22 protein-coding genes and 2 tRNA genes are annotated in these 21126 nt (G+C 43.2%); 4 read left to right on the top strand and 20 right to left on the bottom strand.

The features are described 5' to 3' along the window. Positions 1–19 precede the first annotated feature (19 nt). From FLM53_RS15605 to FLM53_RS15535, 15 genes are all read right to left on the bottom strand, one after another. Positions 20–961, bottom strand: coding sequence for a sensor domain-containing diguanylate cyclase (locus FLM53_RS15605; protein ID WP_176681338.1), 942 nt, complete (start codon positions 959–961; stop codon positions 20–22). A 172-nt stretch (positions 962–1133) separates the two neighbouring features. Next, entirely contained in the window at positions 1134–1772 is a 639-nt protein-coding gene (locus FLM53_RS15600; protein ID WP_176681339.1) for an OmpA family protein, read from the bottom strand. An 8-nt stretch (positions 1773–1780) separates the two neighbouring features. Then, a complete protein-coding gene (locus FLM53_RS15595) occupies positions 1781–3337 on the bottom strand; it encodes a TadE/TadG family type IV pilus assembly protein (RefSeq protein ID WP_176681958.1) in 1557 nt (518 codons plus the stop codon). A 10-nt stretch (positions 3338–3347) separates the two neighbouring features. Beyond that, positions 3348–3908 carry a tight adherence pilus pseudopilin TadF gene (gene tadF / locus FLM53_RS15590; protein ID WP_370780714.1) on the bottom strand — a complete coding sequence of 187 codons (561 nt, stop codon included), beginning with the start codon at positions 3906–3908 and terminating at the stop codon, positions 3348–3350. Beyond that, positions 3895–4377, bottom strand: a complete 483-nt coding sequence (locus tag FLM53_RS15585) for a TadE family protein (RefSeq protein ID WP_176681340.1) — start codon at positions 4375–4377, stop codon at positions 3895–3897. The genes tadF and FLM53_RS15585 overlap by 14 nt, the downstream gene beginning before the upstream one ends. Continuing rightward, the gene (locus FLM53_RS15580) at positions 4364–5101 is read right to left on the bottom strand and encodes a lipopolysaccharide assembly protein LapB (protein WP_176681341.1); all 738 of its coding nucleotides are present in this window, start codon (positions 5099–5101) and stop codon (positions 4364–4366) included. The genes FLM53_RS15585 and FLM53_RS15580 overlap by 14 nt, the downstream gene beginning before the upstream one ends. Before the next feature lie 12 nt (positions 5102–5113). Beyond that, positions 5114–5956: a type II secretion system F family protein gene (locus tag FLM53_RS15575; RefSeq protein WP_176681342.1), complete on the bottom strand. Its 843-nt coding sequence runs from the start codon at positions 5954–5956 to the stop codon at positions 5114–5116. Next, positions 5953–6855: a type II secretion system F family protein gene (locus FLM53_RS15570; RefSeq protein ID WP_176681343.1), complete on the bottom strand. Its 903-nt coding sequence runs from the start codon at positions 6853–6855 to the stop codon at positions 5953–5955. Before FLM53_RS15570 ends, FLM53_RS15575 begins: the two co-directional genes overlap by 4 nt. Position 6856: 1 nt before the next feature. Next, the gene (locus tag FLM53_RS15565; protein WP_176681344.1) at positions 6857–8128 is read right to left on the bottom strand and encodes a CpaF family protein; all 1272 of its coding nucleotides are present in this window, start codon (positions 8126–8128) and stop codon (positions 6857–6859) included. Beyond that, positions 8125–9366 carry a chromosome partitioning protein ParA gene (locus FLM53_RS15560; RefSeq protein WP_176681345.1) on the bottom strand — a complete coding sequence of 414 codons (1242 nt, stop codon included), beginning with the start codon at positions 9364–9366 and terminating at the stop codon, positions 8125–8127. Before FLM53_RS15560 ends, FLM53_RS15565 begins: the two co-directional genes overlap by 4 nt. Continuing rightward, a complete protein-coding gene (locus tag FLM53_RS15555; RefSeq protein ID WP_176681346.1) occupies positions 9366–9845 on the bottom strand; it encodes a hypothetical protein in 480 nt (159 codons plus the stop codon). The genes FLM53_RS15560 and FLM53_RS15555 overlap by 1 nt, the downstream gene beginning before the upstream one ends. Beyond that, on the bottom strand, positions 9842–11212 hold the full coding sequence (locus FLM53_RS15550) for a type II and III secretion system protein family protein (protein ID WP_176681347.1): 1371 nt from the start codon (positions 11210–11212) through the stop codon (positions 9842–9844). The genes FLM53_RS15555 and FLM53_RS15550 overlap by 4 nt, the downstream gene beginning before the upstream one ends. Then, positions 11212–12036, bottom strand: a complete 825-nt coding sequence (gene cpaB, locus FLM53_RS15545; protein ID WP_176681348.1) for a Flp pilus assembly protein CpaB — start codon at positions 12034–12036, stop codon at positions 11212–11214. The genes FLM53_RS15550 and cpaB overlap by 1 nt, the downstream gene beginning before the upstream one ends. A gap of 21 nt (positions 12037–12057) precedes the next feature. Next, complete coding sequence (locus FLM53_RS15540) at positions 12058–12498, bottom strand: prepilin peptidase (protein WP_176681960.1); 441 nt, start codon at positions 12496–12498, stop codon at positions 12058–12060. Positions 12499–12651: 153 nt separating this feature from the next. Continuing rightward, a complete protein-coding gene (locus FLM53_RS15535; RefSeq protein WP_176681349.1) occupies positions 12652–12861 on the bottom strand; it encodes a Flp family type IVb pilin in 210 nt (69 codons plus the stop codon). A 415-nt stretch (positions 12862–13276) separates the two neighbouring features. Between FLM53_RS15535 and FLM53_RS15530 the strand changes: the two genes are divergently transcribed. Continuing rightward, a complete protein-coding gene (locus FLM53_RS15530; protein WP_176681350.1) occupies positions 13277–14170 on the top strand; it encodes a LysR family transcriptional regulator in 894 nt (297 codons plus the stop codon). Positions 14171–14747: 577 nt separating this feature from the next. On the opposite strand, the gene FLM53_RS15525 is transcribed toward FLM53_RS15530, so the two are convergent. The 3 genes from FLM53_RS15525 to FLM53_RS15515 all read right to left on the bottom strand — a co-directional run bounded on the left by FLM53_RS15525 (position 14748) and on the right by FLM53_RS15515 (position 15802). Next, positions 14748–14824 (bottom strand) — tRNA-Val (locus tag FLM53_RS15525). Between the two features lie 70 nt (positions 14825–14894). Further along, positions 14895–14971 (bottom strand) — tRNA-Val (locus FLM53_RS15520). A gap of 168 nt (positions 14972–15139) precedes the next feature. Further along, the gene (locus tag FLM53_RS15515) at positions 15140–15802 is read right to left on the bottom strand and encodes a DUF2726 domain-containing protein (RefSeq protein ID WP_176681351.1); all 663 of its coding nucleotides are present in this window, start codon (positions 15800–15802) and stop codon (positions 15140–15142) included. A gap of 283 nt (positions 15803–16085) precedes the next feature. Between FLM53_RS15515 and FLM53_RS15510 the strand changes: the two genes are divergently transcribed. After that, a complete protein-coding gene (locus FLM53_RS15510) occupies positions 16086–16271 on the top strand; it encodes a hypothetical protein (protein WP_176681352.1) in 186 nt (61 codons plus the stop codon). Between the two features lie 337 nt (positions 16272–16608). Then, on the top strand, positions 16609–17112 hold the full coding sequence (locus FLM53_RS15505; protein ID WP_176681353.1) for a TetR/AcrR family transcriptional regulator: 504 nt from the start codon (positions 16609–16611) through the stop codon (positions 17110–17112). A 99-nt stretch (positions 17113–17211) separates the two neighbouring features. Here FLM53_RS15505 and FLM53_RS15500 read toward each other — a convergent pair whose 3' ends face one another. Continuing rightward, positions 17212–19176: a GGDEF domain-containing protein gene (locus tag FLM53_RS15500; RefSeq protein WP_176681354.1), complete on the bottom strand. Its 1965-nt coding sequence runs from the start codon at positions 19174–19176 to the stop codon at positions 17212–17214. A gap of 260 nt (positions 19177–19436) precedes the next feature. On the opposite strand from FLM53_RS15500, the gene FLM53_RS15495 reads away from it, so the two are divergent. Beyond that, positions 19437–20543: a M20/M25/M40 family metallo-hydrolase gene (locus FLM53_RS15495; protein ID WP_176681355.1), complete on the top strand. Its 1107-nt coding sequence runs from the start codon at positions 19437–19439 to the stop codon at positions 20541–20543. Between the two features lie 105 nt (positions 20544–20648). Here the strand turns inward: FLM53_RS15495 and FLM53_RS15490 are convergent, their stop codons facing one another. Continuing rightward, complete coding sequence (locus FLM53_RS15490) at positions 20649–21071, bottom strand: DUF3859 domain-containing protein (RefSeq protein ID WP_019824122.1); 423 nt, start codon at positions 21069–21071, stop codon at positions 20649–20651. Between the last annotated feature and the right edge of the window lie 55 nt (positions 21072–21126).

Below are 21126 nucleotides of genomic sequence, written 5' to 3'. Positions count from 1 at the left end.
TTACAGCTGTCATCAACATCTAAATTTTATTCTTCTTATTGAGGTACATGTTCTCATCGGAAGACTTTATTAGATTAATGATGTTGAAGCTTCGTGAATCCGCGATACCACAACCATATGAAAAACCGAGCGGCACTTCATCATCACAACGAAAACCTTCAATGAAATCATGAAATTCAGCGTGAATGTTACTGACCAACTCAGAAGCATAACCCGGCTCTTCTGAGTGTATGACGACAATGAACTCATCCCCACCGACTCTTGCTGAGATACTGTTATACGTTGAGTTGTTTTTTATGCACGATGCAAACCCAGAAATATAATCATCACCTTTGAAGTGGCCATACGTATCGTTAATGTACTTCAAATTATCCAAGTCGAAATACAAACAAACGATCTCACTACCGCTGATGTTTGCTTTGTTGAATTCATGGAAGAAGCCTCGTCGATTGAGAAGCGTCGTCATGATATCAAAATGACTGTTCTTGTATAAAATCCGACTCTCTTCTTTTAGTAGGATCTCAGAACGCAGCAAGGTTGATATGTTTTCAATCAAGTTAACTTGGCTTTGCGAATACGTTGTTGGTCTTAAATCGAACACCAAAAGAACCGCAAACACTTCACCATCGACATCCCTTACAGGGACTCCGCAAAAAGACTTGTAGGCATCCGCTCCCTTTGCAGTCGTCGATTCTCCATCAGAGTGGCCACTCAAATAGACTGTGCGATTTTCGTTATGTACATATTCACAAAAGCAGCTTATTCGGCTCTTGTGTTGGTTGCACGATATGTTTGAGGAGCTCCAAACACTTTCAGAACCAGAGCAACTCAAATCAGAGATCATAATGATGCCTGCGTTAGACGCGTCCATTATGTCTCGTATGTTATCCAATATAGATACCCAGGTATCTATATCGATATTTTTTTCCATCCCTTCAGAAGAGATTTTATCAAAAAGCATTAATATTTCTTTAGTGTCAGACAGTTAAACTTGATTGAATATTCATTAGAGTACGTTGTAACAAAATTCTTAAACGATAATTTAGGGCAGTTATTACCTAGAACTAAGAACTAAGAACTAAGAACTAAGAACTAAGCAAGCACCAAGTAACAACCAAACCCAATCGCGCATCTTAATTTTCTAATTCGACGCTATCGTTTTCAGAAGCCCAAATCTCGGAGCGTCTATTCTTCGCTCTCCCCTCTGCCGTTGCATTAGAAGCTATAGGCTTACTTTCACCAAACGAACGAATAACAAGGCGTTTTTTCTCGACACCATCAGCGATTAAACCATTCGATGTAGCCAGCGCTCTTTGTAGCCCGAGCGCTTTGTTGTAACCTTCTGCGCCCGTGCTGTCAGTGTGACCATCTACCGTAATTGAACTGCCATTAGTCTGTAATTCATCTGCTAATTGGCTCAATGCTTTGCTGCCCATTGGCGTTAAGTTGTGTTGGTCAAAACCAAAATGAAGGCGTGCCAACAACCCTTTACGCTCTTGGTTACTGATCCAAGTCTTACAACCTGATTGACTCATACCCAAATTGGACTGGCCTGCTAACGCTTGTTTTAGCTCGCTGCTGTCAGACGACTGCTCTATTTGTAAAAAGCCCTGCCTATGCTGTGCAATACCGACGATATCATCGACTCTTACACTATGTTGGTACTCACTGAATGCCGTGTCGCAATAAACACTGATACCTTCTTCCGCATGGGCGATAAAACTAAGTTGCAATGTCGATAGGACGATTGAACTGATCATTAACTTTTTCATATTTTCCTCTAATACAACTTAGTGATTCCGCTTGTTTTTGAGCCTTTACGGATGAGTTCTTCTATCTTTTCAATCAATTCATCTAGGTTAGATACATCGATGATGTCTTCATTTGGGTCTTCCACGCAGTCTTGAAAACCACTTTGTTGGGATGCTCGGAAATCGATACCAATAACACCTATGTATAAGCCCGGTATATCTTCTCTTGCTTTGTCACACATTCCTCTATCGACTAACCCTCTGAGGATGCCGTTATCAGGGCTTTCTTGCCCATCACTTAAAATGAGCAGCATCTTGATTTTCTTGTTGTAGGCTTGCTGTTCTTCTTGATCAGCGCTGTTCGGGTCACCGTCATGCAAGATTTGCGATCCTCTCAATATGCCTTGAAAGGCCGCGGTTCCCCCGTCTGCCCACATCGAATTAATCGGATTCAAGTCTGAGAGTTTGTTAGATAGGCGAATGTTAGAAAACTGCGATGAGTTTGAAGAACCATGCGCGTTAAATAGCTTTGTTCCACTCACACCATAGAAATCAGGCTGTAACCCCGACTTATCAGAAAACATGGTCGACACTGATGTCGATAAATCAACATAGTTGTATACGTCAGCAACTCGGTAATTATCTTGATAAATCACATCCTGAATTCGTTTGGCGTACTTTTGATTGTCCGATTTTGGGTTAGGGCAATATGATTTCCAGTACGCACAATCAAGCACATAATCTTGCGAATACGTGCGCCAGTAATCCCAGTCGACATCGTTGTAGGAATAAGGCGACACGTTGGTTTTATAGTTATCTTTGTAGCTAAGTTGGCTTGTCGCGTTGGCTTTATTACCCGAGACGATTTCCCTCGTTCGAACATTAAAAGGCACAAAGCCAACTCGGTTAAGCAGCTTGTCTCCTGTGGTATCTTCTCCCGGCTCGTCACACACATCTTTCAATTCTCCATCGACATTCTCTTGTTCAATCGATGTACAAAGAATTTTGCTGGATATTTCATCGATGGCGGTTTTCAGATCGTCGATTTTTATGTGTCTACTTGAACCCCACCTTTCGTTCATTGAACCGGAAAAGTCCGACACAAAAACAATGTCGATGTTGTTATCACCTAAGTAAACCGGGTACTTTCGAGCCAATGAACGCCCTGCGAGATCTTGCTGCTCATCAAAAGACGGGATAAAGCTACTCGCAAACCAAGAGTCATGTGTCGTCTTGGCATTCACCGTGTATTGGATGTATTCAAGAACCCCTGCGCCCTCATCTTCTGCTTGGTGGAAACGGTCTGCAGAAAGGTTGGTTGATTTGATATCACGCACATAGTTTTCGACATATTTAGTCGCTAAGCCACGAGCCTGATCAGGCTGATCTTCAATGGTCACCGCTATCGCAGCGGCCTCTGCTGAATCTCGTAATCGACTGGTCTCTTGAACATAACGTGTGCCTTCAACTGCCCAAAAGGTCATGCCCATGATTGGAACAAGCAATAAGCCCATCCACACCGCGGCAACCCCTTGTTGTCTTTGGAGACTGATATGCTGGCGATTGATTTGACGCTCATGCTGCATTTTCATTTCACTATCTCCCTGGCATTATTGAAGATGAGGCAACCTTAACCGTGGTACTCGTGCCACCGTTGAAGAAAGGTTTGAACCAAGAGCTCTCCTCTTCACAAAGACTGATGCGGTACAACGGATATACGACTCCCTTCTCTACGGGCGCCAAATCTGCATGATCGAGAATCGAATCGGTTTGGCAATTTAAGCTTCGATACTTGCTGGTTGAGAATTCAGCGACATTAACTTTATTAGTCAGTGACTCTATCTTGATCGCCACGTTATCGACGGGTGTATTGAGCATTCGACTTGCCACTTTCGCCATATCTTCTAACTCTGTATTGGTCACGGGTAGGTTTTGCCCTGCCAGTACGTCGGCTTCAAAATAGCGAGTGCGCTCTTTGATCACATTGACTAAAGCAAAGCTGGATCGATCGAGCTTGGCGCGTACGAGCAGCTGATAACTCAGGTCTGCAGCAAACAGGTAAACGCCCCATAAAGCCACAAGGATGAAAACTAGTTCAATGGTGTAAGAACCTTGTTGGCGACGTTTCGAAAACATCCCTTGATTACAGAGCATCATCTGCCCACCCCTCGTGTTCTAGGTTCAAAACCATGGTGCGTGAAATATCTCTATCTGCGGCACCGGCCAACTTAATAACTGGGGTATAACGGTAGGTCACGGTGATCTCGGCTAAGTCGTAATTGAAGTTCAAGCCTTGATCTGAGTGTCCCCTGTTCGCGATAAAGTCGTCATAGGTTTTGAAGTACTGACCCGCGATAGAAAAACGAGAGCTATCAATTAAGAAACTCCACAGGTTGTCATCGTCTTCAATTAACGACCTAAACTTATTCTCGTACTGTTCGTTGATCCCTTTACCTTCATAGATTTTGGTATTCCTGATAGTTTCTCTCAGCGAATACTCGGTCATGTTCACAACGTAGATTTGGTAACTCGATTCGAAGATCGCAAAGGTGGCAAAAAACAGAACAAGCGCACCTAATACAAACTCAATCGCCGTCACGCCCTTCTGCTTGTTAAGACGCTTCATCATTAACTCCCAATTGAGTCAATTCAGCAGCGATGTTCTGAATCTCTTCTGCTGAGAAGTCACCTTTGAGCAACTTTTTTGCCGAGTCAATTTGCTGAGTTTTCATCAGAGCAATAGCCAGATTCGCTTTAACGGTTTTATTCGCTGGGTCTTCTTTTAAAACCGGAGCCAATGTTTGAATCGCTTGTTGGTACTCGCCATTGGCCATTTGAATCATTGCGATGTTGTTCTTAACGACGACATCGTCATAACCGCGTAAACGTGCTTGGTTGAGCTCTTGTTGTGCTTCATCGTATTTCCCAACTTTGGTGTAAGACACACCAAGCAAGACGTGAATTTGCCCTGTTCTATTTCCTGCCTCGATAGAAGTTACATATGCAGCAATCGCACTTTCAATGTCATTTTTTGCATCAAACACTTGCCCTTCTAACTGGTACAAGTTGGGATTTTCGACCCCCTCTTTTTGCAAGTGTTGGACATAAAAGTCAGCTGACTCGATATCCCCTTTATGGAAGTATGCCCAAGCCAGTTTCTCTTTTACTTCTGGGTCTTCGGAGCCTTGTTCTAGCTGGGATTTGTAATAACTAATCAAGCCATCATAGTTCTTCACTTTTTCCATGCTCGTGACGTCGCCAAGCTGTAAGTCTTGTTGTGACGGTGCCGATTGACATCCCGCCAACACACTCAGCGTTAGCAAAATGAAGCCGATACGTTTTCTAGTCATTCGTAATTCTCCCTAGATACTGAGCGTCATTTGCATGATGCTCGGCGCAAGAATCAGGATAACGATCGGGAACATGATGAAGAGGATCAAAGGCACGCTCATCTTCGCTGAGAGCTTACCCACCTTTTCCTCGACCGTAAGAATTTGGACTTTTCGCATATCTTCTGCGAGATCACTTAACACATGCGCCACGGATGTACCGTATTGCAAGTTTTGAATGATGGTCAGTACAAAACTTCTAACGGGTGGCGTAGGAATACGTTCACTCAGGTCATTGAGCGCCTTTTCTAGACCGTGAATTTTCGCAGAGTCGGAGGTGCGCTTGATCTGGTAACAAAGGTCGGAATCAAATTCAGCCAACTCTTTGCCCAAATAAACTAGCGCCGCTTCAATAGTCATACCGGTTTGAACACATACAGACATCATATCGAGCAAATACGGCAGTTGAGCTGAGGTTCTGCTGATCAACATCTTGCGTCGCATTTGTAGCAAGGTATCTGGCACTACGATGACGGCAATCAACGAGAAAATAACCACGAGCAGTTTGTTGGTTGATGTCATATCCCCTAATAACACCAACCCTGAAATCAACGCTAATACCAATAACTTGGCTGGGAAATAGAATTTCGCCCACTCGGTGTTGTAATAGCCGGCCTCAATCATTTTTTGCTCAAGCTCGTGTCGATGTTCTTTACCAAAACGAACAAAAAAGCGGTTTACACGCGAAGGTGCGCGAACAGCGTCGTCTCCAATGTAGAGTGCAACTTTCTTATGTCGTTGCTCTTTACGAATCGAGTCGACAATTAGAAAGAGTAACGAGAAAAACAACACAATAAGGGAAGCCAGTAACATCATGCGCGTACTCCTCTTACTAATAACCAAACAATGAACAAACCAAAAAGCTCACTCCCAAGCACGTAAAACAATATGATTCTTCCCTCTGGGTCATAAAGAACAAAATCCACATTAGCGGGATTAACATAGTTGAGAATAATCATAAAAATCAGAGGAATGGCCGCAACGATTTTGGCGGAAATACGTGCCTCCGACGTCATTGCCATCTTCTTTTTTTCGAGTGTTCGAGAGTCGACCAAAACCCTAATCAGACGTGCTAATACACCCTTTAGTTGACCACCTCTTGCGATGTTCGCCCTGATCGTCACGGTAAAGAATAGAAACTCTGGGTACGGGTAGTTTTTGCACGATCGCTGAAGAACCACTTCTGGAGACTCACCGAGCTTCAGTCGCTCTCCCATTAGCTTGAACTCACGACCTATCGGGTTGTGCATCACATCGCCAACATAACTGATGGCTTGCATTAAGCTGTCACCCGCAGTAACCGCACTCATCAGAATATTCAGCGCATCAGGGAAGGTGTTTTCAAAATCACGTCGTCTTCTGGTCACCAGAAAACGATACCCAAACAAGGTAAACATCAAAGAAGAACCAAGCACCAACCAAGAATTAGTGATTGAGAGTAGATCGGTAACGATATACCACGATGCAATCAGGCTACCCGTAATATATAACGCGATGTATAACGTCGAACGCGGGCCCAACACCATCAATGTCGGTGAAATGGAGTCTTTGAACTTTTGCCAGCCCTGCTTTCGCACTAAAGATTTAACATTGATAGCGTTAAAGTTTTCCGCTTCCGCTTCTTCAATATTGAAAAACTGGTGAACATTTTTGACCTTTGAATCTCGGACCAAAAGCAGCACAAACGCAAACAGGATTAATGAAACCCAAAGCATGTTATGCCCCCTTAAACGATGCGATAAGCTCGTCATAGAGCCCAAAGAATTGCGCTTTTTTGACTAGCTCAGAACGTTGCATGATGCCGTCAGTAACAAACTCGCCTTTAACGTTTTCTCCGTAATGCGCGTCGTCATAACGAAAGCGATAGATCTCTTCCATCACTACGCTCTCACCTTCCAAACCAACGATTTCAGAGATGCTCGTGATCTTACGAGACCCATCACGGAGTCTGTTAACCTGAACAATCATTTGAACGGCACTGACGATCGTTCTTCGAATCGCATCTAGAGGCTGATTCAAGTTCGCCATCATCACCATGGATTCAACACGGGCAATCGCGTCACGCGGTGTATTGGCGTGCAATGTCGACATTGAGCCATCGTGACCGGTATTCATGGCTTGCAGCATTTCGAACGCTTCAGCGCCACGACACTCACCCAAGATGATTCGGTCTGGACGCATACGCAGCGCATTGATCACCAACTCTCGCTGGGTGACCGCTCCGGTCTGTTCAACACTTGAAGTACGTGTTTCCAGTCGAACTAAGTTGGGTTGCTGGAGACGCAGCTCGGCCGCATCTTCAATCGTGACGATACGTTCGTCTTCAGCGATGTATTGAGACAAAGCGTTGAGCAACGTAGTTTTACCTGAGCCGGTACCGCCAGAGATCAGTACATTGATACGACAGCGCGAAGCTATCATCAGCACTCGCGCCATGTCTGGAGACATAGACCCAAAGCCAATCAAATCTTCAAAGCCGATGTTTTGCTCTCTGAACTTACGAATGGAGATCGATGTACCATCCAAAGAAATCGGAGGAATCACGATGTTCACACGGCTGCCGTCTTCCAACCTAGCATCGACCGTTGGAGAGAGTTCATCAACACGTCTCCCGACGCGTGATGCGATACGCTTGGCAATAGCGAGCAGCTGCTCTTCATTCACAAACGATACTTCGGATTTTTTGACCTTGCCGTGTCGTTCGAAAAAGATGTTGTTTGGCCCATTCACCATAATGTCGGAGATAGACTGGTCTTCAACCAAAGGCTGTAAAGGACCCAAACCAAACAGCTCATCGATAAGGCTTTTCACCAAACCTGACTTCATCATCGAAGTGATAGGTCTTTGGTAGCTGTTCGCCAGCAGATCAACCGCTGCTTGTATCTGGGATTCTAGGTCTCGGCGACTCATTTTCTGAACCGCTTCTGCGTCTAGGGCTTCAAATATCTGACCACGAAACGCGAGGTATAAGTCTTTATTAGAACTCATTTAGCACGCACCTTTTTCAGCCAAGAATTCATGCCCTTCTGATCCATAGGTTGACCATTAATCAGCTTCACCAGTTGTTCCATTGAACGACTGATATGGCGGTCATGCTTGTGCCCGCGTTTACCATCTATAATGATGTGCGCTAACGCTTTGCAGTAATCCACTTCTAGATCGACATTGGCACCTAAATACTTAGTCAGGTCGGGCTTTTGTAAAACGTAAGCATTTTCCGGACGGTGGTAATTCACCACAGTGATCACGCGCGTACGAGAGGATAACGTAAGCTGTAAGCTCGAGATCTTTTCAAACAGTCTCTTCGCACTTCTAACGGATGACACCGACGCATCCAGCACCAACACAACCACATCAAAGTTTTCTACCAAGAGTTGAGGTTCAACTTTGAAATCCACACCACCGGAAAAATCTTCAATAATGAAGTTGGTGTTTCGCGCCAATAACTCACACAATGTTTGGTTATAATTCAAAACATCGTTTTGGCTCATGTCGCCATCGATAGCCAACAGACGTAAGTTTTTACGTGCGTTGAATAGATAGCTCAACGCCCCTTCTTCATCCATTTCATGCAATGGTGCAGTGAACTCATCAATGGTTCGTGGCTTAAAGTCTTTTAGCCCGAGCAAAACATCAATGTTGGTATCGGCATATTGATGGTCGACGAGAATCGTGTCTGAACCTTGTGTCGATAGCAGTGAGCTCACTTCGGTTGCTAGAAATGATGCGCCTACGCCACCTTTTGAACCTACGATCGCGACTCGCTTAGCTTTACGTTTTTGGCTCACGCCAGAGAAAGTCTTTAGGTTCTTGCTCACGTGAGTTAAGAAGTCCGCAAATTCCTGCTTGTTCACCGGCCAGAAAACGTAGTAAAAACCCATATCTTTAAGTGAACGCAGCGTAGAAATTGCGTCCTCTTTGCCAATCACCACTACCCCTTTGTGTGTGGGCAGTTTGCTAGCGAAGGATTTAGCATCTTCAACCACATTGGTTGATTCGTTTAGCTCTAGAATCACAATATGACTGCTTTGTTGCTCTGTGAGTTTGGTCAAACCCGCTTTGGCTTTAACACAAGCAGGATCATTCCATCCTTCAAATCGAAAGACTTCTTGAACAAGGTCTAAACACTCTTGAGATTGATAGAACAATGTACATCCTGCAACCCCAGTAGTTCCGGTCTGAACTGGCTTGGCTTTGGTTGTTAACGCTTTCGTCAGATCAAACATTATTGTTCTCCTACCAAACGAGACTTGTAAGCCACTTGCTTCAAACGCATCGATTCAACAAAACAATCTTGCTGTCTTAACCGCACATGAATCTGCGCGGGTTTGCATTCTTGAGTCTTCAAACGCGTTAACGTCACGTGAATATTTAGATCGCTAGGCAACAATTGAGCGTTTCGATACGTCACTCTTTGTGGTGCAATAAGGTGTGAAGGATATTGTTCGAAGATCGCCTGCAACATCTGTTTGCTGCGAGATGATTTGTAATCCACAACATAGGTCGCTTCTTTGTCCATCGACTCAATATCTTGAATCAAGGCCGTAATCTGCTTGAGCGTTTCAGCACGGTTTTTCATCGCAAACTCAAAACTGTGGTGCTCTTTGTACACCAAGGCTTCAGAACCCTGTCCGACAAAGTATTGCTCAGAGGCACAGCCGAAAAGTGACGTGGTAAATAACGCCATCAATAATAATTTCTTCATTGGATAAACCCTCCTTGCGACAACAGGCGAATCGTTGCATCAGAAGACGTCACTGATTTGCTATCCCAATCGACGTTAAGCCAACGCGCTAATGTAGAGGTCTTTTTGATGTAAGGCAGTTGGATGTCTTTCGGTTTAATCGGTTCAACAAGATTCACCGTTGCAACGATGATCAACTCGGTTCGCTTTCTCTCAGTAGTTGCTTTTCGGAATGCAGCGCCAAGTACTGGAATATCGCCAACGAAAGGGATCTTTTGCATTTTTTCCAAATCATTACTGCTCATCAAGCCACCAAGAACGAAGCTGTCGCCATCGGCAAGTTCAACGGTTGTCATGGCACGTCGTGAAGCCAATTGTGGGACTTTGATGCCTGCGGCTTCGACATAACCCTCGACTTCGCTCACTTCTGGCGCTAACTGCATGCGGATCTTGTCTTGGCTAAGCACTTTGGCAGTCAGGTCGAGTTTGATGCCGAACTCTTTAAATGAAATGTTCACGTTGTTATTAGTAGACACAATAACCGGCACTTCACCACCCACAAGAAAGCTTGCAGATTCACCGGATAGCACGGTTAAGTTAGGCTCAGCCAACACTTCTGCAATCTGATCGTTGCCTAATGCAGTGATTAGTGTGCTTAGGTTAGCCGCATCGAACTGGTCGAAAACAAACTCGCCAACACTTGAGCCCACTGAGCTCCAATCGACACCAACGGTTTGGCCAAACGATTCAGTTACTTGAGCCACAGATATTTTGACGTTCACCTGCTGGGTAGTCGCGACTTCAATACGTTCGATGATCCCTTCCCACGTCATATTGCGCGCAAAGACCATACTTTCCGGCTCTTCATAATCAGAGTTGTCGGATTTAAACTCTAGCTTCTGAGTTTCATCCCATTTCTCGGTTTTTTCTCGTCCTAGCAGAGTGGCAACTAAACGATAGATGTCGTCACGCGTCGCTTCCGAATCGACAAGGCCACTGACGGCAACTTGCTCACCCACTGACTGAACCTTGACCTTGGCATCAGGGAAATGAAATTTGAGTTGACGCCTAATATCCGTAAGATTCAAATCAACAATGATGCGCTCGGAAAGCAACACCTCGTCATCAATTCCGTAAACGATCAGACGTGATTGCCCAATGCTATTGGCGAAGACGACCAGGGTGTTGTCGTTAATTACTTTGTAGTCAACGATATCAGGGTTATTAATGAACACTTGGCCAATCGGGCTTTTGAATTTGATGTGCTGTCCGTCGTTGAGCGTGATGGAACGATCGGCGGCAAAAGTGTTTGTTATAGAAAGTAAGCCAATCAACGCTGCTAAGATGGAAACACGCAGTGCTTGCTTGATTCGATGATGGAGCATCATTACAAAGCCTCTCTAGAGTTATTCTCATTACCACGTAGCTCAGCAATACCGGTATAGTTATCGATAATGTTGCGTACCTCCGCGACCTCAGGTTGCGTATAGGTTTGGCTTCGATAAATTTCTATATGCATTGTGCGTTGTGCTAGCGCGAGTTTTGGTAATTCATCAGGCTTAACTTCGATGACCACCGTAGTCAGACCGTCCTCTTTGCTCGGCGCTCGGGCGGTAATTGAACTATCGCCAGTTTCGTCATTTCCGATGTTGAGGACTTTGACATTTTTTAGAAACATCGAGGCCTTCACTCCTCGAAAGCGCTTCGGCTTATCGATATTTCCAGCCAAATTGGCATTAGGAGAACTCACTGTGAGGATATCGATGTGCGAACCTGGTCGGATGTAATCGTTGATCAGGTTTTTGTCACTCACTTTTAGTGGGTATAACGTCATGCCTTCCGTGACTAAAAGGTCGATGTATCCGGGTTGGCCGGGGGTCACTTGATATTCAGGCAGTATAACCTCACCTGCGTTGAGGCTTCGATTTAGCAAAATGGAGGGTGAAAAGCTGATTTGTGCGTCTTCTCTGACACCAAGCGTTAATGCTTCACTAAGGGGTAGTTGTTGTTTGACGACACCTTGCGCATCGATCGCACGTCCTTTTTCATAAGGTTCCGTGGTCGTCCAAACGGCAACATGCTCTTCGTTCTTTTGTTCCACCACTTCAGCGGTCGTTGTAGGTTGAGGTTCACTCTTCAACAAATCGACAACGCCTAGCGCGCCAACTATTAAGGCAGCAATGGCAACAAGTAATACCAGTCGAGATCTCATAATGTTCTCATTCTTGTAGGTTTATATATGTGGCGTGTTTTGAGTTAAAATTACCAAGTAGAATCCAACGCTAATCGCTATCCCATATGGAATACCTTGTTGACCGTTCGACGTTTTTCTTACTAGCCTTTTACTTATCAGCTTGTTGTATACGAGATAAATAACGGCTAGAAATCCACCGGCGAAAGCCGTCATAACAAACGCCCAAGGTAGATCATTGAGAGGTATGGTAAATGATAGAACCGCGGCATATTTAATATCGCCAGCTCCAAACCAAATCAGGGCGAAAACAATCAACCCTCCCCCTAACACCAGCAGAAAGCTCATAATTTGAATGTCAAACGGTGACAAAAAGCATTGTAAAAAAAGCAATATCAACAAGGTGTGATTTTTTATCTTTCGATAGAGAAAATCGGTAGCCGATACATATATACTCAACGCTAACAGAGTCACCAAATACAATTCATGACTAAAAATTGGAGATACCACCTAAAATTTATTACAAAAATCTTATTTCACTCCGTAAATTAATCAAGCCAGACCAATGTAACCATAGGTCTGGCGCAAATATCTTTCGATAATATTTATATACGAAGTTGGTTTTAGTGCGTTTAATTAAGCACCAGTAGAGGTATTAATCGTAGTAGCAATTTTTGCAAATGCTGCTTTAAGCTCACCAATGAAACCAGTACTATTTAATGCCGCAGCTAACAACACAGCCATAGCGACGCCAATAAGACCATATTCAATTGCAGTTACGCCGCGCTCATCGTTCTTGAATTGTGATAAAAACATGCTTGTTTTCACGTATAGCTTAGTAATCATTATTTGTTCCTATAAGGGCTGTTGAAAATTCGTCGCCATTATAATTAGCCCTCCCACTTCGGGGAAAATACCCCCTATCTACTTTATCAATAGGTAGAGCGAAAATTGTTCAAAATAAAAACAATAAAATCAAAAGAAAACGCAATAAATTCTTTCAAAACAAATAGTTACAGCGAGAAACGCCATCAAAAATCTATATTAATTTAAATTTATAAACTTGAAAAAGTAAGATGTAGCTCAATATTTTTTGTTATATACAACTTATATAACCTTTAGATATAACCAAATTGATAATTTATTAGGCTTTATTATTCATTATAAAACCTGTTGAAATACAAGTATCATCACGCTATTGTTCTTCGAATCAACAAACAATAATAAATATAATTTCTTTGTGTCAAAGGTTAGTCGAATCATGAAGCTACATTTCGAAAATATTGTTTCGTTCATAGCAGTAGTTGAAGAAGGTTCATTTAGCTCTGCTGCACGCAAGCTTGGAAAATCACAGTCAACAGTTAGCACAGCTGTTCAAAACCTCGAGTCAGACTTAGGTTTCAACGTATTTAATAGAGAGCACTCTAAAGTCTGGTTAACAGAGAAAGGGGAACGCCTATTCCAATTATCTTTACCTGTGGTATCAAAATATCGGGAATTAATCACCGTTGCCCAGCAGATGAATATATCTGACCAGATAGTTTACCGCGTGGGTATTGATCCATTGGTGTTCAATAAAAACGTAAAGAAGACACTATTAGCATTCTCGGAAGCATTCCCGAATGTAGACTTACTTGTCGTAACGAAACCCAGCTTCGTGTTAGGTAACTATATAAATGAAGGGAAGATAGACCTAGCGTTGGGTAATCCGTACCACAAGACCAATTACGACTTCAACATCGAGGAGCTATTCCACGTTAACTGCTGGTGGGTGGCTCATGAAGACTTAGTGACCTTAAAGTCTCAAGCACCGTCACAGCGAGTGCTATTAATGGACGGTTGTGAAGAGCTACTTAACTTGTCTAACATCGCAGCATATAACCTATGGCGACTGGATGATTTAGGAACCATCATCGATTTATGTAAAGCTCAAAAAGGCATCGCTTTTGTACCGGGGTTTCTTATTGAAGGTAATATCAAAGAACATAAACTTAAGGTTATTACCGATCACCCTGACTTTTTTGGTAAACGAGTTATTGCATCCCTTTTCTGGCAAATACATTCTGACTTTAGCTTGTTTAATCAGTGGATCAAAAAGGAGCTACAAACCAGTACTCAATATAAACAAACATTTGTTGCTGATTTAGCTCAATAACGCTCTCTTAAAATCTGGAAATCACGTTTGGCACATTAACCAACTTCGGGATTGATACTAATAAAGCCATACATCTTGATATAGTTCCGAAACGATATATAGATAATAAGTATAATTAACGTCGTTATATTTTGTTTATTCTATAGCTCACCAATTAAAACTTAACGACAGCTATAACCTCTCATTGCTTCGATTTAATTGATAAAAATAACTTCAGAGTATTTATCCGCTTATTCGTCATTTGCTGATCGCGAAATCTGGGGGGGATAAGAGCTTGGTAGTAATTCGAGGAAATGAGTCGGGATTGTCGATTAGTCATCTACAAGCTCACTAGTGGGTTACTTAGGTGAATATCCGTCTCTAGTCACCTGAGGTGACTTAGCTTTCGCCTAACCTCATACAAGCGATATAGACGAGTAAAACTAGGCTGATGGTTATTGACTACATTCCCCCCCTTGATGCAGATACACAGGGGCTTATAAGAACTGGAAGGCTGTATATAGAATATGAGAGGAATTTCAGACACAAAAAAGCCCACGCTAGGTGGGCTTTTTTGTTTGTTCATGAAGAACGAATTTGGTGCCCGCTACTGGACTCGAACCAGTGACACCTTGCATGTCATGCAAGTACTCTAACCAACTGAGCTAAGCGGGCGATGTTCTAATTTCTTATTACTACCATTGTGACAAACTCAATAGTTATGCAATAAAAACTAAAGAAGGAATGGTGCGTCCGAGTGAACTCGAATCACCGACCCCCGCCATGTCAAGGCGGTACTCTAACCAACTGAGCTACGGACGCATTCCTTTAGAATGAGGAAGATATTAACGACTGATTTATTGTGGCGCAAGTAGAAATTACACTTGAATCAACCGTTTGCTCTTATTCGCATCAATACGTTGAATTTTTAGACGTGAAACGTAAATAAAGTTGAGTTACATCACACTCAGAGATGCGCCCTACTTTGCGCTATTCGTCATCCACATCGAATACAACGTTATAGTTTTCGGTATAAGTACAGTTAGGTTGGCGGCTACACGTAAAGAAGCGTCGGCCTTTATAGTCACCCTGGCTTGCGAGCTTAATGATCATCGGACTGCCACACTTCTTACAGAATCGAACCTCTTTGGCAGGCTCGATCAGATCAATGTGCGTCGCGAGCAGTCTCTTCAAACGGCTCACTTGGTAGCTGTGTTTTACTGACGCACCAATGAGCGGCAAACCTGCAGACTTACACACATGAATAAGTAGTTTTTCGCGGTCAACTTTGCCTTTGCTTAACTCTTTGCCGTTATCCAGTTCGATGATCACTCGTGGTTCTAATGTTCTTGGATCGCAGACCACAAAATCAAAATAGCTCCGTGATATCTTGTTATTGGCAATAAACCAGTTCTTCTTGGTGTTTGTCTTGGCTGGCGCGAGTACATTCGCCATATTCACCTTAGCAAACACAACACCATGATGACCTACGGCCGAAGTCAACGCATTGTAAAAAGTGGCTTGCTGCATATTGAGCAACGCCCCTTTCTTTTGATAAGCATGGTCTTTAGTGTCGTCATGTTTGAATACGTACTTCTGGATGAAGTAAAAGAAGACAACAAGCACCACTACAACGATAAAAATATTAGTCATTTCTGAACACGGTCACGTAAATAGGGAGATAAAAAGAGTTTGTAGCCTAAGTAGAAAACGACCAAGTGGCAAGAAAAAGAGAATCAGTTGTTAACGCTAATCACGCCCTTTGAACAATACCAATTCACTAAGTGCTTGATTGTAAGTTTTGAGATCTAGACGTAGCTCTCCAATTTGAACATTCTTCGATGATTCAACTACCAAATTGATTTAGATCAAATTACGTCAATTTGTAATCAATTAGCCTGAAAAACGTTAGCCAAATGTTAATAAGGAAATTGATATGGAACTCAAACAAGACCCAAGATGTTATACCGACGTATGTGTAGATGGTAAGTGGTTCCACTATGACCACTGTGGTACCCAAGCTTATATGTTAAAAGGCGGATCTTCTGCGGTGATTGAACTCGCGAAAGAGCCAACAACAGAAGGTGAACTGGTTGAATTGTTGCAAGGTATTGCTAAGTAATTCAACTCAACAAGTACGTAAAGACTAAGAGACATCGCAAATTAGCCCCTTATTTTACTCAAACTTTGATAATTGCGATTCCAAAACACATAGAAGCCATTCTTATCTTCCCCATGATCAGAATGGCTTTTTTATACCCGCTACATAGTCTCTCATTTTGTAAAACGCAACGAATTATACTGAAAGCTAAACGTATGACAGTGCTAAATATAAAACGGAGTACCAGTATCAAAATATAAAACTAAGATTTAAGAGAATTCTAGCATCGACATATGGAATGACGCCCCATATAAGCGTATAGTTTTTTCTTCACTTTCTAACAAAGACTTTCCTACTCATGGCTAAGCGCAGTAAGGTCGACACCAATCGCACTATCCAATTCATCCTCGATAACGCCAACCAACAGTTATTGACTGTCGGCTATGAAAACATGTCATACACAACTCTTAGCCTCGCAACTGAATTATCGAGAACAGGGATAAGCCACCATTTCCCAAAGAAAACGGACTTTCTAACCGCTTTAGAGGGACGTTTTTTAAAACAGTTAATTGATCGTTTGATCATAAATGAAGGGAGCAGCCAGTTAGAACAGTCGTGGCATAAAGCGCTTCTGAATAGTGAGTTCAGTGCAATTCTCAAATTGGTTTTTCATCACTCTGTGATTCGCTCTGAGCACTGCTTTTTCTCTCAGCGATTGATGACCAATCTCAGTAACGTTGTCGCTCTTCATCTTGGGGAGAGTGCGCACAGACAAGTAGAACATCTATTGGGTGTTAGCCTCGTCCACATAACTAATCAGAGCACCACTGTTAGCACAGAAGGCACGCCAGACAACGTCTAATACAGAACAAATTGACTCTCTGCTATTGAGCTAACATCGCATTCTAGAAGCTAACTGCCTTTTTTATTCTGATGAGTTAGCTCTTACTCGCACTATTCGTTAATTCTTAAAAGACACGACTTGGTTTCGACCTGATTCCTTCGCTTCATAAAGCGCATCATCTGCGGCTTTCAAGTGCTTTTTATAGGTATCACTATTGAGTTGCTCAGGAGTGATACTAATCGAAGCCCCTATCGAGGTAGTAATGCTTAGGGGTTTAGAGGACGTATCCACCAGCGTTTGAGCAATCGCTGAACGAATGATTTCTAGCTGCTGTTCAGGATCTAGCGCTCCCGACAGCAGTAAAACAAACTCTTCTCCGCCCCAACGAGCGACAACATCATTGGGGAACAAATGTTGTTGAATACGCCTTGCAACCTCAACCAATACTTGGTCACCAACATCGTGCCCATAGGTATCATTAACTTGCTTAAAGTAATCAAGGTCGAGAATAGCTAGGCTGATGCCAAACGATGTCTCGTTAAAAGGCATGGGGTCGGCCAGCAATTGCTCCAAGTAGCGTCTATTGTATAACCCGGTTAACTCACATGTCGTCGATTGAGCCAACAACGCCTTGTTTGCCCTCTGTATCGACCGCAGCCTAACCATCAACAACGCAGCGCTAATACCGATCATAATGATCAATGCCACTACAATACGGTTTCTGAGTTGCTGCTTTTCTAGCACTAACTTATTAAGGTCTTTTTCTGTATTGAGTAGCTCATTTTCTTGCTCAAGGGTAGCTTTTGCGAAGTCTTGCTCTAATAGGAAAATATCGCTCTGGCGCTTGTCGAAAAGCAACGCTTTGTTACCATGGTAATATTGTTTGAAGTAATACAGAGCGGTTTCTAGATCACCTTGAGATTCGTAGTATTCACCGAGTGTTCTTAAGCCCAACACTTTCCAACTCCGGCTACCAACAACTTCAAACATCGCAAACGCTCGCTCAAGATCATTGAGTAGAAGTTCACCTTGATTCAGCCTCATTTTCGTCAATGCACGGTTCAGATAACACTGACCATTTTGAAGTGTGTACTTTTCAATGCCCGTCGAATGAAGGCACTTATTCGTTATTGCTAATGCGGTATTGAAGTTCCCTTCCGAAAGCAACACATCACTATAGGCTCTGAGCAAGAGGATTTTATAGCGATTGCTGACTCTTTCACTATTGAGCGCTTCTGCTTTCTCATAAGCAATACGCCCTTTTACGACATCCCCACTACTGAGATGACTGAATGACTCATTGATATAGAGTATTCCAATCGCTTCATCTTCAAGTAAGCCACTGTCGAAATAAAGCTTTTTAGCTTTCTCTATAAGGCGCAAAGCCTTAGGCCAATCTTCCAAATAGATGTAGAGCAAAGCCATATTCGACATCAGCTTGCTGTTATAAATATGCTTGGGATACTGCTTACCTAGTTGTAGGCCTTTATGGAAAAAGTACTGTGCATCCTGTAGGTCGTTGCGCACATTGTTAATCGCACCAGCCGTGTTATAAGCTTTAACCAGCAGCTCATCGTAACGAATCGATTCTGCTATCCCTATCGCTGATCGAATCTGGATTTCAGCGGCTGCGAGCTGCCCTTCTTTCAGATATTCAATCGCAGATTCAACCAATGATTGTGATTTCAACCACTGCATTCCTTCCTGATCTGCCAGCGTTCTGATTTGATTTAGGTATGTCATTACAGCTTTAGCATCTTGTTGATGTTGCGCCACATTGGACAAGATCATGAGTCGGTAGGCTTGATAAATGGCTAAGTCTTCAGCAGCGCTTAACTTTGGCAGCTTGTTAAGCTCTTTTGAGGCAAAAAGAGGGTCACTGCGTGACAACTCGAGGAGATGAATCAGCTTTTTCCCATATTCTGTTTGGGAAAGCTCTTTCTCAGGGGTGTAGACAGAGGTGTCATGGACTTGAGGCTTGCTCAAATCAACCTCGTTTAAAGGATACAAAAGATAAAGACCAAGCACGGCACTCATTGTAACAACGAGCAGAAACGATCCTAAAACGTTGTTTTTATTCATTTATCAATGCCGTCATAGATTGCATGCTTATCTTAAGGCTCACTTATTGAAATTGGTTATGCAGTATACCCGAGCAATATACAGATTAAAATGTTGTCTATTGGTCGAACTGAGTCGTGTTTTTCTCATTAATTGGAATAATCAGGCGACTTTCTTGATTTAACTCAGACAATCATCCTACAAAAAGGCGTTATAGTGATTTTCCTGTTCCTATAGCCGTGACTTCTAAGGAAAGAGCGGAACCATAATGAGAATTAACAATGACCCAAATTAATGAACAACGTCTTGTCGACCATTTCTGCGATCTTGTGAAAATCGATAGTGAATCACGCAACGAAAAAGCTATCGCTGAAGCGCTGGCTGAGCAGCTAGGCGAACTAGGCTTTGACGTACATAAACTGGCTGTTCCAGAAGAAGTATCAAACGGTTTCAACATCTACGCGCGCTTAGATGGCACACTTCCAGGTAGCACAGTATTCAGCTGCCACATGGACACAGTAACGCCAGGTATCGGTATTGAGCCAATCATCGAAGACGGCATCATTCGCTCAAAAGGCAACACAATCCTAGGCGGTGACGATAAGTCTGGTATTGCGGCTATCATGGAAGCGGTTCGCGTAATCCAAGCTGAAGACCAAGCGCACAAAACCATTGAGATCGCGTTCACCGTATTCGAAGAAGGCGGTCTATTCGGCTCTTTGAACTTCGATATGTCTTACATCCAATCTGAGCACGCTATCGTACTAGATACAGGCGGCCCGATCGGCACTATCGTAAATGCAGCACCTGGCCAACAGAAAATCGTTGCGAAGATCAAAGGTCGCCCTGCTCACGCTGGTCTAGCACCAGAAGAAGGCATCAGCGCAATTCAAGTGGCAGCAGACGCTATCACTAAGATGAACCTGCTCCGTATCGATGAAGAAACAACAGCAAACGTGGGTATTGTTGAAGGCGGTCAAGCGACTAACATCGTAATGCCTGAACTTAAAGTGGTTGCTGAAGCGCGTTCCCTAAACGGCGAAAAGCTAACTGCACAAGTTGAACACATGATCTCGACTTTCGAAGAAAGCGCGAAGCAATTCGGTGCTGAAGTAGAAATCGAATCCACTCGTGCTTACGATGCATTCGTCATTGCAGACGATCACCCGCATATTCTTTCGATCAAATCAGCATTCGAGAAGCTTGGTGTGACTGCAAACACCAAACGCACTGGCGGCGGTAGCGATGCAAACAACTTCAATGCTAAAGGTCTAACAACCGTTAACCTATCGACTGGTATGGCAAAAGTTCATACCACTGAAGAGTACATCGCAGTGAAAGACATGGTCGCTATCACTGAGTTTGTTGTGGCTTACGTAACTCAATAACCTTACTTGTAAGCTAGATGGTGAACATCATCTAGCTGATATCAAAAAGCCGAGTCCACATGTGACTCGGCTTTTTATTATCTGAATTTAACCAGAAGTTCGAGCCTAGAAACCTCTACGTTTCCAAAACTGGCCTTCGTCTTTCGCTACTAAGTCGAATGTCTTGTCGGCAATGATGTTGCCTTTTAGCTCGACGGTCATACGCCATTTACCGAGCTTGTTTGAGACAGGTGCCCAAATGGTGTCACCTAGGTAGAAATCCCAGTCGTTATTGCCAACGTATTCTTCGCCATCGAACGGTTCAAGTACTTCGCCTTTGTCGGTGGTGATGTTCGGATGGTAGATGCAGTAACGGATCTTTTCGCCTTTTGCTTTTTTGATATTCAGGATATAGCCAAACTCAACGTCAATTTCAGCATCAACGGTAGTGGTAAATTCTTGGATTTTTGGGAGGTCTTTAGATTTAGAATCCCATGTGGAGTAGATACCATAAGAAGTCATATCAACCACAACAGAGCGCTTTGCCATTTGAATCGTTACCTTGGAGTTGTTCTATTAATTTAATCTATACGCCATTAAGCCA

The sequence above is a fragment of the Vibrio sp. Scap24 genome (assembly GCF_013394185.1).
Taxonomy (GTDB): domain Bacteria; phylum Pseudomonadota; class Gammaproteobacteria; order Enterobacterales; family Vibrionaceae; genus Vibrio; species Vibrio pomeroyi.
The sequence above is the reverse complement of the archived record's forward strand: the minus strand, read 5'-3'. Positions and strand labels throughout refer to the sequence as shown.

Bases quoted from the DNA above. Each gene is read 5' to 3' on its own strand.
- FLM53_RS15570 (WP_176681343.1), bottom strand. From the start codon at position 6,855: ATGCTTTGGGTTTCATTAATCCTGTTTGCGTTTGTGCTGCTTTTGGTC.
- FLM53_RS15500 (WP_176681354.1), bottom strand. From the start codon at position 19,176: ATGAATAAAAACAACGTTTTAGGATCGTTTCTGCTCGTTGTTACAATG.
- FLM53_RS15535 (WP_176681349.1), bottom strand. From the start codon at position 12,861: ATGATTACTAAGCTATACGTGAAAACAAGCATGTTTTTATCACAATTC.
- cpaB (WP_176681348.1), bottom strand. From the start codon at position 12,036: ATGAGATCTCGACTGGTATTACTTGTTGCCATTGCTGCCTTAATAGTT.
- FLM53_RS15490 (WP_019824122.1), bottom strand. From the start codon at position 21,071: ATGGCAAAGCGCTCTGTTGTGGTTGATATGACTTCTTATGGTATCTAC.
- FLM53_RS15495 (WP_176681355.1), top strand. From the start codon at position 19,437: ATGACCCAAATTAATGAACAACGTCTTGTCGACCATTTCTGCGATCTT.
- FLM53_RS15600 (WP_176681339.1), bottom strand. From the start codon at position 1,772: ATGAAAAAGTTAATGATCAGTTCAATCGTCCTATCGACATTGCAACTT.
- FLM53_RS15580 (WP_176681341.1), bottom strand. From the start codon at position 5,101: ATGACTAGAAAACGTATCGGCTTCATTTTGCTAACGCTGAGTGTGTTG.
- tadF (WP_370780714.1), bottom strand. From the start codon at position 3,908: ATGATGCTCTGTAATCAAGGGATGTTTTCGAAACGTCGCCAACAAGGT.
- FLM53_RS15505 (WP_176681353.1), top strand. From the start codon at position 16,609: ATGGCTAAGCGCAGTAAGGTCGACACCAATCGCACTATCCAATTCATC.
- FLM53_RS15605 (WP_176681338.1), bottom strand. From the start codon at position 961: ATGCTTTTTGATAAAATCTCTTCTGAAGGGATGGAAAAAAATATCGAT.
- FLM53_RS15565 (WP_176681344.1), bottom strand. From the start codon at position 8,128: ATGAGTTCTAATAAAGACTTATACCTCGCGTTTCGTGGTCAGATATTT.
- FLM53_RS15585 (WP_176681340.1), bottom strand. From the start codon at position 4,377: ATGAAGCGTCTTAACAAGCAGAAGGGCGTGACGGCGATTGAGTTTGTA.
- FLM53_RS15515 (WP_176681351.1), bottom strand. From the start codon at position 15,802: ATGACTAATATTTTTATCGTTGTAGTGGTGCTTGTTGTCTTCTTTTAC.
- FLM53_RS15560 (WP_176681345.1), bottom strand. From the start codon at position 9,366: ATGTTTGATCTGACGAAAGCGTTAACAACCAAAGCCAAGCCAGTTCAG.
- FLM53_RS15550 (WP_176681347.1), bottom strand. From the start codon at position 11,212: ATGATGCTCCATCATCGAATCAAGCAAGCACTGCGTGTTTCCATCTTA.
- FLM53_RS15595 (WP_176681958.1), bottom strand. From the start codon at position 3,337: ATGCAGCATGAGCGTCAAATCAATCGCCAGCATATCAGTCTCCAAAGA.
- FLM53_RS15575 (WP_176681342.1), bottom strand. From the start codon at position 5,956: ATGATGTTACTGGCTTCCCTTATTGTGTTGTTTTTCTCGTTACTCTTT.
- FLM53_RS15510 (WP_176681352.1), top strand. From the start codon at position 16,086: ATGGAACTCAAACAAGACCCAAGATGTTATACCGACGTATGTGTAGAT.
- FLM53_RS15530 (WP_176681350.1), top strand. From the start codon at position 13,277: ATGAAGCTACATTTCGAAAATATTGTTTCGTTCATAGCAGTAGTTGAA.
- FLM53_RS15555 (WP_176681346.1), bottom strand. From the start codon at position 9,845: ATGAAGAAATTATTATTGATGGCGTTATTTACCACGTCACTTTTCGGC.